The sequence below is a fragment of the Gordonia sp. PvP123 genome, assembly GCF_040547295.1.
Taxonomy (GTDB): domain Bacteria; phylum Actinomycetota; class Actinomycetes; order Mycobacteriales; family Mycobacteriaceae; genus Gordonia; species Gordonia terrae.
This window is the reverse complement of sequence record NZ_JBEPPN010000012.1, coordinates 123,638-134,597: the sequence shown is the minus strand read 5'-3', so window position 1 is coordinate 134,597 and position 10,960 is coordinate 123,638. Positions and strand designations below refer to the sequence as shown.

The window sequence follows — 10,960 nt, the reverse complement described above, 5'->3', positions numbered from 1 at the left end:
TCAGTCCGTGCTCGACCCGGCGGCCGCGCGCCGGACAGGGTGACGATCCGGCTCTGCGTCGGGCACCGGATCGCTGATCGCCCGCCGCGGATCGGTTGCCACGATCAGGTCCTCGACGCGGCATGTCTCGGCGATCAACAGGTCGTAGAGGGCGTGCAGGAAGTCGGGGGAGAGGTCGTGTTCGACGGCGAACCGGTGGGCGTGTTCGTGCACGACCCCGACACGACCCGGCTGCATCACCGCGATGGCATGCCGGCGTTTGAGTCGCGCGATGCGGGTGCACACCTCGATCCGGGCACGAACGGTGTCGAGCAGTCGATCGTCGATCCCGTCCAATTCCGTTCGCAATGCTTCGAGTTCGCGTGCACCGAGGTCGTTCTCACCCAGCGCTCGCCCGTCGATGTTCGTCGTCTGGTTCACGGCGCGACCACCTAGAAGTGTCCGAATGTGCGGCCCGCCGGCTTGAACCGCCCCGAGATGCGGCGCCGCCCCGTGGGTCCTGCGCCCGGGCTCGCGTCGACGAACCCACACCCCGACTCGGTCCATGGTCGCACCGACTGCGAGATCTCGAAGGCGTTGACGTCACCAGCTGATCACGATTCATCATCGACCGGGACGTCACCGTGGCGAGATGCGTTGTCCGGGCGGCAGTTCGATTGCGGCAAGTCCGACCTTCCGGGCGGTGCTCCCGCCGAATCCTTTGCCGCCCTCACTTTCCCGCGTGCCGCAGGTGTCCGTACAGTGCGGCGCGATAACCGCGGGTGTAACTGGGTTCCTCGTCATCGGGGTGGGGTGGACAGGCGAGCGTCGACGACGCGAGTTGTCGAGCCCACGGCGCCGGCAGGGCGTCGAGATCGGCGGCGGCGTCGAGGAAACCCTGCTGGAACAGATCCGGGTCGAGATGTTCGTCGAGTTCGGCGTCGAAGATCGGGAACGACGTCGGCAGTCGCGTGACGATGCCGTGCTCGGTGACGATGTCGAGCTCGGGAAGATCGGGGTCGGGAGTTTTCAACGGACCGAACGCCTTTCGGCGAGCGTGCGGTACAGGGTCGCCCGACTGACGCCGAGCTCCTGCGCGATCTTCGGTACGGCGACACCTCGTGCGCGCATCTGCTCGGCTCGGGCCACCTGCTCGGCGTCGAGCGCTCGTGGTCGACCGATGGTCGAGGTCGATCCGCGCAGCGTTCTCGGTGTCGAGCGGTCGGTCGGTGTGCGCGTGTCCTCGAGTTCGGCCAGCGACGCCAAGACCCCGACGATCATCGCTCCGGCCGGGTCGGCGGTGTCGATGCCCTCGCGTAACGAGCGCAGTCCGATGCGGCGTCCGGTCATCTGGTTCGCGATCTCCATGATCTCGGGCACGGTGCGGCCGAGGCGATCGATACCGACCACCACGGTGACGTCTCCCGCACGCGCGTAGTCGAGGAGCGCGGCGATGCCTGGGCGGTGGCCGGCGGGGATGGACCGGTCTGTTGCGTCGGTGTAGATGCGTGCGGGATCGACACCCGCCTCGGTCAAGGCATCGATCTGCGGCGCGAGTGGATGGGTGCCGACCGTTTCGCGGGCGTAACCGAGGGCCATTCCCGACGGTTGTGTTGGATCTGCTGTCACCGTGGCAGCGTATCTCAAAAGTGTTTCGACATGATTTCGCGACACGCCGAGATTCGAGACTGCTCGTCGCTAGCAACCAGCCATTAGTCGGTCGTGCTGTCGCAAAATAAGAAAGCTCGTCCCGAAACAAATGAGACAATTTGAGACCCCGAGCCCGGCGCGCCGGGTGGTCCACCCCACTTCGGGGGTAGCGCCGAGCGCATCGTCGTCCGTTACATGTGATCTGAACCGCCGAGAGAAAGAGGTTCCGCCCAGGTCAGAGTTCGGCGATATCGACGTTCGGATCGAAGACGGTGTTTTCACGATCGAGATAGGACGACTCGATGCGGCGACACACAACGGGCTGTCCCGGGTGTTTCGCGCAGCGCACGAGTCCGATGCCCAGGTCGTGGTGGTGACGGGCAAAGACCACACCTTCTTCAGCCCGGACAAGTACGACCCCGACTACATCGTCGCGGCGGGAGCCCGAGACGCGATGCTCACCATGTACAAGGAGGGTGAGGCGATCATTCGTGACTCGATCTCCTGTGAGAAGCCGATGGTGGCGAAGGTCTGGGCGCCGGGCGCGCACAGCCTGGGTGCATCCCTCGCCTTGGCCTGCGATTTCGTCTATGCCGCCGACGATGCGACGTTCAGCGATCCGCACCTCTCCGGCTTCGCGGTCCCGCCCGGCGACGGTGGCGCGCTGCTGTGGCCGGCACGAATCGGACTGACTCGGGCACGTGAGTTCCTGCTCACCGACCGGGTGGCAACTGCCGACGAGGCCGTCGAGATCGGCCTGATCAACAAGTCGGTACCGGCGGAGTCGCTCGACGCCGAGGTGGACGCCCTGGTGGCGAAACTCAAGTCCTACGACACGTTCGCCCTGAAGATGAGCAAGAAGTGGCTCAATCAGTATGTGCTGCAGGATCTGAACACCGTCGGACTCGGCATGCTGACCGCCGAGGGGATGCTGTTGGCCGGTGGCGCACTCAGCTCCGCCGGCGACTTCCTCGACACCCAGAAGTAGGCGTCGCAAGGACGACTCGATGGCACCGGCACGCCGTGCCGGTGCCATCGGTGGTCGAGGGGCCGTCCGAGACCCGGGGCGTCCTACGGGAGTAGGCCGAGCCTGCGGGCCTGCACCACGGCTTCATGACGACTGTGCACCTCGAGTTTGACCATGAGGTTGCGCATGTAGGACTTCACGGTCTCCGGGCTCAGGGACATCCGCTCGGCGATCTCCGCGTTGCGGCAGCCGAGCGAGGCGTGAGCGAGTACGTCGGATTCACGCCGGGACAACCGGACCGTCGGTGCCGGATCCGGATCGGCCAGGCGGCGAAGCCGATCCTCGACGGCGTGGATCTCCGCGCTGAGTGAATCGTCACCCAGGCGATCGGCGATGTCGCGGAGCGCCAGGTAACTCTCGGTGATCGCCTCGGACACCCGCAGCTCACGTGTCGGATCGTTGCCGGTTGTCCGTGGTGTTGCCGACAGGATCCGAACACGGCGGTCGACCTCGTCGCGCATCGCGAACTCGCGCGCGAGCGCGGTCGCCCCGGCGACGACGGGTTCGACCGCTCGATCGCCCAGATCGGAGTCCAGGCGGAGCCCGCCGTAGAGCACGCCGCGGGTTTCTCGCCGGACGACGACGGGCACCGCGAGCAGGGTCTGGATACCCTCCGTGCCGACGTGATGGTCGTACTCGTGTGTGATCGTTCGTGAGTGCGCGTAGTTTCGGACACCGACCGGACGCTGTTCGGCGATCGCCCGCCCGCCCGCGCCGCACTCGGCGTGGATGACCAACCCGCGCAAGATCTGGCTGCGGGTGCCGACCAGTCCGGACAGCTTCAGATCGCCCCGGTGAACCATGCCGCCGAACAGGACCGGGAAAGCGGTCCGGCGACCGAGGTCGCGCAACTCGGCATGGATGGCGTCCTGGTCGGAGGGCCGCAGGGCGTCGTTCACGACTGTTCGTCTCCTACTTCTCGGCTGCAATAGTCGAGTGTCCCCCGTCACATCCGATGGGGTCAGCGTAGCAAAGTGTCCACGAACGGATCAGTTCTGCTCTCGCAGAGCGTATTTCACGATCTTGCCGGTCGACGTGCGTGGGAGCTCATCGATGAACACGATGTCATCGGGGACCTTGAACCGGGCGAGGTGGCGGCGTACGTGATCGCGCAGTTCATCCGCGGTCACCGTGGCCGACGGCGCGACGATCACGAAGGCCTTGGGCCGTTCACCCCATTTCTCGTCGGGGACACCGATGACGGCCACATCGAGCACCTCCTCGTGGCTGACGAGAACCTGCTCGATCTCGACGGTCGAGATGTTCTCGCCCCCGGAGATGACGATGTCCTTGGCTCGATCCTTGAGCTGGATGTATCCGTCGGCATGCATCACACCGAGATCGCCGGTGTGAAACCACCCGCCCGCGAAGGCAGCTGCGGTGGCCTCGGGGTCGCGGAAGTACCCGATCATGACATTGTTCCCGCGAAGCACGATCTCGCCCATGGTCTTTCCGTCCGCCGGTACATCGACCATGTCCTCGTCGACCACCCTGGCGGTCTCCGCCTGCACCATGCCGACGCCCTGGCGGGCGAGCAGCGCGGCCCGCTGGTCTGCGGGCAGGTCCGACCACGAATCCTGATGCTCGCAGATCGTGTACGGGCCGTAGACCTCCGTGAGTCCGTAGACGTGCACGATGGTGAACCCGAGCGCTTCGAGCTGACCGATCACGGTCGGAGACGGCGGCGCTCCGGCGGTGGTGATGCGCAGTTCGTCGACACGATGAGCCCCTGGCGCCTGGGCGATGGTGGAGCAGACCGCCGGTGCACCGCACAGATGTGTGATGCCGAGGTCGTCGATCGCCTTCCAGATGTCCGCACCCCGCACAGCGCGGAGACACACATGAGTGCCCGCGGCCTGCGTGACCGCCCACGTGGTGCACCATCCGTTGCAATGGAACATCGGCAGCGTCCACAGGTATCGGGTGTGGCCGTCGAACCCGTTGTGGAAAGTCTCGCCGAGGGAGTTGAGGTGGGCGCCGCGGTGGGAGTACAGAACACCCTTCGGGTTACCTGTCGTCCCCGAGGTGTAGTTGATCGAGATCGGCTGGTTCTCGTCGTCGACTCCCCAGTGGATGGGGGCGGTGTCGTCGGCCGCGGCGGAGAGGAAGTCCGCGAAGTCCTCGGTGCCGCGGGTGCCGGCGTGATCGTCGGGAACGGTCGGATCGACGACTCGCACGACGCTGTCGAGGGACGCCACCGAACTCCCGAAACCGTCTACCACCGAGGACAACTCGGCATCGACGAACAACAGGACGGCCCCGGAGTGGTCCAGTATGTACTCGAGTTCCCTCCCGGCCAGTCGAGAGTTCAGTGCGACCAGGACACCGCCGGCCAACGGCACCGCGTAGTGGGCGAACAGCAACTCCGGCGTGTTCGGTGACAGGAACGCCACCCGGTCACCTGGCCGGATGCGAGTCCGGATGGCTCGTGCGAACTGTTCCACGCGGTGCCCGAACTCGCGGTAGGTGAGCTGCCGGTCGCCGTGGATCACCGCGAGGCGGTCCGGGAACACTCGCGCGGAGCGCTCGAGAAACGACAGCGGGCTCAGCGGGGTGTCGTTGGCCGGCAGAGCGTTGTCGGGAGACATGCTGAACCTCCGAATCGTCGGGTACGAGACGTAATCGGTGCCATCGTGCGCGGTCGCCGTGACCCTTCGCTACCCCCGAAAGTGGGTCTGCCCTGCCCCCGGGGCGCGACAGGGGCTTCGCTGTTGGGGGCGAGCGTCATCTCTTTGTTCGGGTTCGTGCGCTTTCGCCGCGAGAGCCCGGATCCGGCGTTACCGTCGCACCACCTGTCGTCGGCGGTGGAGGCATGTTGATGGGACTGGCAGACTCGGGCGCCCACGCGTCCGGACCGCACCTTGTCGATACACCGTTGGGACCGGTCGAATCCGTCGATGTCGGGTCGGGCCCGCCCGTGCTCTTTCTGCACGGGTCGCCGGGCGGTTACGACCAGGGCGTCCTGATGACGCGCTTTCTCGCCGGGTCGCATCGGGTCATCGCGATCTCGCGGCCGGGGTACCTGGGCACGCCGCTCACGCACGAGACGAGTGCTCCGGCGGCGCAGGCGGAGCTGGCCGTGGCCGTGTTGGATGCGCTGGAGATCGAGCGGTGTGCACTGATGTGTTGGTCCGGGGGCGGACCCGCCGCCTACTCGCTCGCCGCTGCGGTGCCGGACCGCGTCGCATCGATGGTCGCGGTCGCCGCGGTCAGCACGCGGTTCGACCCGCGGAGCAGTCTGCGCGGCCGACTCGAACTATCCGAGGAGAGGCTTCTGTTCAGCCGCTTCGGCCAGTGGCTCGCGACGACGCTCGCCGCCAAGGCCCCGTCCACGGCCATCTCGACTCTGCTGTCGGGGGAGGGCGATCTGTCGCGCGCCCAGATCCGGGAGCTCACGGCGGGCATCGTCGCCGACGACGACCAGCGCGCGCTGGCGACCGATTTGTTCGCCACCGTGTCGGGGGGCCGAAAAGCAGGTTTCGACAACGACTTCGACCAGTTTCGCGAGCTCGACCTACCACTCGCGGCCATCACCGCGCCGGTGCTGGCGATCCACGCGCGCACCGACGCCGACGTCCCCTTCGACCAGAGTGTCCATGCCGTGGACACCCTGGTCGATGCTCGCCTCGAGGCGATCGACGAAGGCACCCACCTGTCGATGTGGCTCGGCTCCGACGCGTCGCGACTCCAGGCGTTGGTCGGTGAGCACCTGGCCGCGGTGGAGTGAAGGGCTTTCCACTCTCGGTTGCCCGGACCCTTCGTGACGCGCCCTCCGCAAGCTCCGGGCGCTCCTCAGGGGGCAGGGCAGGCGCCCTCCGCAAGCTCCGGGCGCTCCTCAGGGGGCAGGGCAGGCGCCCTCCGCAAGCTCCGGGCGCTCCTCAGGGGGCAGCGGGGCGGTCGCGCGTGGTCGCCTGTCGGGCGGCCGTCAGAACAGCGTCGGCGGGAGGGCGCCTTCGAACTCGAGCAACCAGCGCTTGGTCGACAGTCCCTGGCCGGTCACGCCTCCCGAGTAGCCGCCGAGACCGTCACCGGCGACGACGCGGTGGCAGGGGATCAGCAGCGGCACGGGATTGATGCCCATGATGGTCCCGACGCCGCGCGCGGAGACCCGGGTGCCTGTCATCGCGGCGAGTTCTCCGTAGGTGACGGTGTCGCCATGGCCGACCTCCCGGTGCAGCGTGGTCAGAACCGCACGTGCGGCATCCGACATCCCGCCGAGGTCGACCGGGAGGTCGAATTCGGTGAGCTCGCCGGCAAAATAGGCGCGGAGTTGCCGGGCGGCTTCGGGGAGAACGGGATCGACGGAGTCGATGCCGGCCGGTGCCTCGACGTCCGCTGGCCAGGCCACGCGCACGATGGCCGAGCCGTCGCTGTCGACGGCCAGGGTGCCGACAGGCGTCGGCACGAGAACACTGTGTGCTGGGGGCATCGCGGGGTCTCACGGTCGGAGTCGGGGTGCGGTCACAGTAGCGCCAGAGTCGCGCCCTTCGGTGGAGACAGCTCCGGGAGTATCTGGGAATATTCGGCTGGGCCGTCGTGTTCCGCCCACCATGAGTGCTAATGCAGAGTTGAGTCCTGAAGGCTGGGTCCGCGAGCAGACCGAGAAGATCCTCGAGCAGGGCACCACCGACGGTGTGACCGTGATGGACCGTCCGATCGTGCTGTTCACCACCACCGGCGCGAAGTCGGGCAAGAAGCGCTACGTGCCGCTGATGCGGGTCGAGGAGAACGGCAAGTACCTCATGGTGGCCTCGAAGGGTGGCGCACCGGAGCATCCGGCGTGGTACCACAACGTGAAGGCGAACCCGCAGGTGACCGCGCAGGACGGCGCCGAGGTCAAGGAACTGACCGCTCGCGAGCTGAGCGATGGCGAGGAGCGCGACCACTGGTGGGAGCTCGCCGTCGCCGCTTTCCCGCCGTATGCGGAGTATCAGACGAAGACCGATCGGCAGATCCCGGTGTTCGTGCTCGAGTGAGGGGCGCGCTTCACCGTTGGAGCCCCCGGCCGCGGCCGGGGGCTTTACGCTGTCTCAGGCAGTGAGGCGGAAGGAGCGTCATGGGGAACGTCGTCGATTTCAAGGATGTCTCCACCACGGGACTCGACAGTTCACCGGTCGCCGAGGCGTTGGCCGGCCTCCGGGCCAACGAGGCCCGGTATTACAAGACGAAGTACGGGCACGATTTCGTCGTCGTCCCGGCATCGGAAGCACCCGACATCCTCGACCGGGTGACCACGATCCTGGCGAACGAGCGCGACATCACCATCGCGTCGCCGGCTCTTGAGGTCAGCGACTTCGAGGTGGGCCCGGACGACGGCAGACTCCACATGTCGTACGTGTTCTACGAGTCGGGCCTGGCCGTCAACGTCATGTACAGCATCGACCCCGCCGGGAAACGTGCTGTCGGGTTCAAGCTGTCCGAGGGTATGGACGTCCCGGCCGAGTTGGAGGCGAAGTTCAAGTTCGCCCGCCAGAAATCGAAACTCGCCGGCGTCATCCGCGGGTCCTACTTCGTCATCAAAGGGGAGTACTGACCCCGACGGTCACTTGAAGCGGATGTTCAGGGTGGCGAGACCGAAGATCTTGCGGCCACCCGACTTCGCCACCACGATGACGACGCCCGTTCGGGTCGCCGGATCGAGCGACTTGATCCGCCCGCTGTACTCGATCTCCCCGCCCTCGGCGCGGGACACGACGGCGGGCTGGGACAGGCGCACCGCGTAACGGGTCACGGCACCCGGATCGCCCGACCACGAGGACACGTACGCCGCCCCGAGGCCCATGGTCAGCATCCCGTGGGCGATCACATCGGGGAGGCCCGCGAGCTTCGCACTCGTCTCGTCCCAGTGGATCGGATTGGCGTCGCCGGCGACACCGCCGTAGTTGACCAGGTCGCCGCGGGACAGTCGGATGGTGTGCGGCGGCAGCTCGTCGCCGACGCTCAGGTCGTCGAAGCTCCGGGCCCCGGAGGTGCGACCCGTGTCATCGGCGGCCGGGACATCGCGCTCGGGACGAACCGATTTCACGTAGCGTTGGGCAGCCTCGTCGTGGCTGAAGATGTTGACGTCGTGCATCATCACCTTGCGAACCGCACTGCTCAGTTCGGGATCGACCTCGTCCGCGGTCACGCCGACGACCGTGGTGTGCATGGTGTGCACTCGTTCGCCCGCGGCGTCGGTCATGGTGTTGGTCACGGTGATCAGGTCTTTGCCCGCGATCCGACGAACGCTGCTCAGCTCGACGTCGGTGGTCAGTTCGTCTCCGGCGACGATCGGCCGGTGCTGTTCGAAGACCTGCTCGGTCTGCACGTAGGTGTCATATCCGACGATGACCTTCTCGAAGAGTTCCCGGTTGGCCGCCATCGCCGGGATCGAGGTGAAGGTGAGCGGCGTGACGAGTCCCGAATAGCCCAGTGCGGCTGCGGCTTCGGGTTCCCAGTGCGCGCCGTGGTAGTCCTGGACCGCGCGGGCGTACTCGCGCACCTTCTCGCGTCCGACCTGGTACGAGCCGTCGAGGACGTAGTAGTGCCCGACTCGGGATTCGATCCCGGCGGGATCATCGGCGGTCGTGGCGGTGGTCGTCGGAGTGTGCGTCACCCCGAACACGCTAACGGTGTACCGATCCGAGTCCAACTCCGGAGTAAGTTTGCGGCCGTCGCGCGTCAGCGTCGGAGCCCCTTGCCGTGGGCGTACTCCGCCGGCCGCCCCGAGGTCTGCCAGTCGTGCCAGTTCTCCCGGTGGCGGCACATCCACCGCTCGTGCAGACGGCGGAATCCGGGTGAGATCCGACGGGCGGTCTCGATGGCGATCACGGCGGGGAGACGGAGTGCGATGACGAGTATCCCCGGAACCGGGCTCGGCATCCGGTAGCGCACCCGCGTCATGGGCAGCATGTAGATGCTCGAATATGCCGCGTACATGGCCGCGTTGTATCTGCCGCGCAGTCGCTGCAGTCCGGTCGAGCCGCTCTTCGCGAACGCCGCCGGAAACGACTCGATGAGCTCGGCACCATCGTCCCCGGCGTCGTACGTGCGGGTGGAGGTGACGAAGGCCAGCAGCCGTAAGGAGTCGGCGATCGTCTCGGGGTACCACTGCGTGCGCACACCGAGCAGGTGGCCCAGGTAACGCTGGTAGTGCAGCAGGACGCGGATCTCGCGGGGTGTCGTCTGTACTCCGGTGAGCCACAGCGCCATCGCCGGCACCACGCTGCCGCCCAGCAGGGTCAGCAGTTGATACGACTGACTGATCGGATCCCCCCAGCGTTGCCGATCCCATTCCGGATGCTCGGCGACGGTGCGACGAACCCACACGTGCATGACCCGAACGCGCATCGCCGTCGCACGACCCTGCGACCCCGGTGTGAGCAGCGCCCCGGGCTGTGAGACGTCGATCCAGAAGCGCGAGGTCTCCAGGAACCGGCGCAGCGCGTTGTCGCCTGCATAACCGCCGGCCAGTGAGAGCGGTTTCGCGACAGCGGCCTCGGTGTACATCTCCAGGGTGATTCCGCCGGCGACACTGAACAGGCCGGTGCCCCACCGGCGCCAGATGGCCTCGCCCTCCGCGATCAGCTCGGGGTCGACCCAGTCCGGGACGGTCTCGAACTCCTCGAACAGGTCGACCAGAGCAGGTGGGGGATCACTGATGCTGTCGAGACCGTCGGTGAGTGCCTGATCGAGGAGCGCCCGCGCGGTCTCACCGCCCAGCGTGCCGTACACCTCGTCGACGAAACGTTCGGCGACCGGGTCGGTGCGCAACATGTCCTCGGCGAAGGTGCGCAGGTGCTCCGGGTCCGGGAAGAGGTCCTTGCGGGTCGCTCGCCGGACCAGGGTACGGACACGTCGCAGACGGCGGTTCGACATCGCGGACTCATAGGCGACCGCCGCGGGAAAGGCCGGAGCGTCGGGTGGCGGCGAGAGGGACACAGGAACTCCAGACGTGAGACTGATCATCCCATTTGTATCACCCGCATTAGCCGGTCGGTGACTATATGCACTGACCCAGGACGTTGGATACCGCTTTTTGAGTCGACCAGACATAAGGGAAGACCTCCGGGTGAGGTGGAGCTGTCAACGAACCGTCTTCCTCAACCGGAGGCCTTCATGTCTCGCCCGAATTCACCGATGTCACCAGTTGGCGCGTTGCGTCTGGCTAGGGTGTTGTGACGACCGGTGGCCCCTCGCCGCGCGGCAGACCGGTTCAATCTGGCGGTCATGTCGGTCACCCCGGCAAACCGGTGAGCGCATCGCTGCCGCGACTCGGGGTCAGTCGGGTGGTCGACCGGTCCAGCCGATCGCGTTCGTGTCCCC

General features: G+C 66.8%; 12 protein-coding genes. 4 read left to right on the top strand and 8 right to left on the bottom strand.

What is annotated here, in order from left to right:
• From ABIC25_RS21615 to ABIC25_RS21605, 3 genes are all read right to left on the bottom strand, one after another.
• Entirely contained in the window at positions 1-420 is a 420-nt protein-coding gene (locus ABIC25_RS21615; protein ID WP_101821393.1) for a chorismate mutase family protein, read from the bottom strand.
• A 289-nt stretch (positions 421-709) separates the two neighbouring features.
• Positions 710-1,012: a hypothetical protein gene (locus ABIC25_RS21610; RefSeq protein WP_004022198.1), complete on the bottom strand. Its 303-nt coding sequence runs from the start codon at positions 1,010-1,012 to the stop codon at positions 710-712.
• Positions 1,009-1,578, bottom strand: coding sequence for a recombinase family protein (locus tag ABIC25_RS21605; protein WP_101821395.1), 570 nt, complete (start codon positions 1,576-1,578; stop codon positions 1,009-1,011). Before ABIC25_RS21605 ends, ABIC25_RS21610 begins: the two co-directional genes overlap by 4 nt.
• A 160-nt stretch (positions 1,579-1,738) precedes the next feature.
• Here ABIC25_RS21605 and ABIC25_RS21600 point away from each other — a divergent pair, with 160 nt between their 5' ends.
• A complete protein-coding gene (locus tag ABIC25_RS21600; RefSeq protein ID WP_354563108.1) occupies positions 1,739-2,617 on the top strand; it encodes an enoyl-CoA hydratase/isomerase family protein in 879 nt (292 codons plus the stop codon).
• Between the two features lie 83 nt (positions 2,618-2,700).
• On the opposite strand, the gene ABIC25_RS21595 is transcribed toward ABIC25_RS21600, so the two are convergent.
• Together ABIC25_RS21595 and ABIC25_RS21590 are read right to left on the bottom strand one after the other, a co-directional pair.
• Complete coding sequence (locus ABIC25_RS21595; protein ID WP_354563107.1) at positions 2,701-3,555, bottom strand: helix-turn-helix transcriptional regulator; 855 nt, start codon at positions 3,553-3,555, stop codon at positions 2,701-2,703.
• Positions 3,556-3,645: 90 nt separating this feature from the next.
• A complete protein-coding gene (locus ABIC25_RS21590) occupies positions 3,646-5,244 on the bottom strand; it encodes an AMP-binding protein (protein WP_354563106.1) in 1,599 nt (532 codons plus the stop codon).
• A gap of 230 nt (positions 5,245-5,474) precedes the next feature.
• Here ABIC25_RS21590 and ABIC25_RS21585 point away from each other — a divergent pair, with 230 nt between their 5' ends.
• Complete coding sequence (locus tag ABIC25_RS21585) at positions 5,475-6,383, top strand: alpha/beta fold hydrolase (protein WP_248642798.1); 909 nt, start codon at positions 5,475-5,477, stop codon at positions 6,381-6,383.
• A gap of 198 nt (positions 6,384-6,581) precedes the next feature.
• Here the strand turns inward: ABIC25_RS21585 and ABIC25_RS21580 are convergent, their stop codons facing one another.
• Entirely contained in the window at positions 6,582-7,061 is a 480-nt protein-coding gene (locus ABIC25_RS21580; RefSeq protein ID WP_354563105.1) for a methylated-DNA--[protein]-cysteine S-methyltransferase, read from the bottom strand.
• 145 nt (positions 7,062-7,206) lie between these two features.
• On the opposite strand from ABIC25_RS21580, the gene ABIC25_RS21575 reads away from it, so the two are divergent.
• Together ABIC25_RS21575 and ABIC25_RS21570 are read left to right on the top strand one after the other, a co-directional pair.
• The gene (locus ABIC25_RS21575) at positions 7,207-7,632 is read left to right on the top strand and encodes a nitroreductase family deazaflavin-dependent oxidoreductase (RefSeq protein ID WP_004022194.1); all 426 of its coding nucleotides are present in this window, start codon (positions 7,207-7,209) and stop codon (positions 7,630-7,632) included.
• Positions 7,633-7,712: 80 nt separating this feature from the next.
• Positions 7,713-8,189, top strand: coding sequence for a DUF8821 family protein (locus tag ABIC25_RS21570; protein ID WP_354563104.1), 477 nt, complete (start codon positions 7,713-7,715; stop codon positions 8,187-8,189).
• A gap of 9 nt (positions 8,190-8,198) precedes the next feature.
• Here ABIC25_RS21570 and ABIC25_RS21565 read toward each other — a convergent pair whose 3' ends face one another.
• Positions 8,199-9,251, bottom strand: coding sequence for a fused (3R)-hydroxyacyl-ACP dehydratase subunits HadA/HadB (locus tag ABIC25_RS21565; protein ID WP_239399176.1), 1,053 nt, complete (start codon positions 9,249-9,251; stop codon positions 8,199-8,201).
• A 65-nt stretch (positions 9,252-9,316) separates the two neighbouring features.
• A complete protein-coding gene (locus tag ABIC25_RS21560) occupies positions 9,317-10,603 on the bottom strand; it encodes an oxygenase MpaB family protein (protein WP_354563103.1) in 1,287 nt (428 codons plus the stop codon).
• Positions 10,604-10,960: the final 357 nt, after the last annotated feature.

Bases quoted from the DNA above. Each gene is read 5' to 3' on its own strand.
- ABIC25_RS21605 (WP_101821395.1), bottom strand. From the start codon at position 1,578: ATGGCCCTCGGTTACGCCCGCGAAACGGTCGGCACCCATCCACTCGCG.
- ABIC25_RS21600 (WP_354563108.1), top strand. From the start codon at position 1,739: ATGAGACAATTTGAGACCCCGAGCCCGGCGCGCCGGGTGGTCCACCCC.
- ABIC25_RS21590 (WP_354563106.1), bottom strand. From the start codon at position 5,244: ATGTCTCCCGACAACGCTCTGCCGGCCAACGACACCCCGCTGAGCCCG.
- ABIC25_RS21585 (WP_248642798.1), top strand. From the start codon at position 5,475: ATGGGACTGGCAGACTCGGGCGCCCACGCGTCCGGACCGCACCTTGTC.
- ABIC25_RS21575 (WP_004022194.1), top strand. From the start codon at position 7,207: ATGAGTGCTAATGCAGAGTTGAGTCCTGAAGGCTGGGTCCGCGAGCAG.
- ABIC25_RS21570 (WP_354563104.1), top strand. From the start codon at position 7,713: ATGGGGAACGTCGTCGATTTCAAGGATGTCTCCACCACGGGACTCGAC.
- ABIC25_RS21560 (WP_354563103.1), bottom strand. From the start codon at position 10,603: ATGATCAGTCTCACGTCTGGAGTTCCTGTGTCCCTCTCGCCGCCACCC.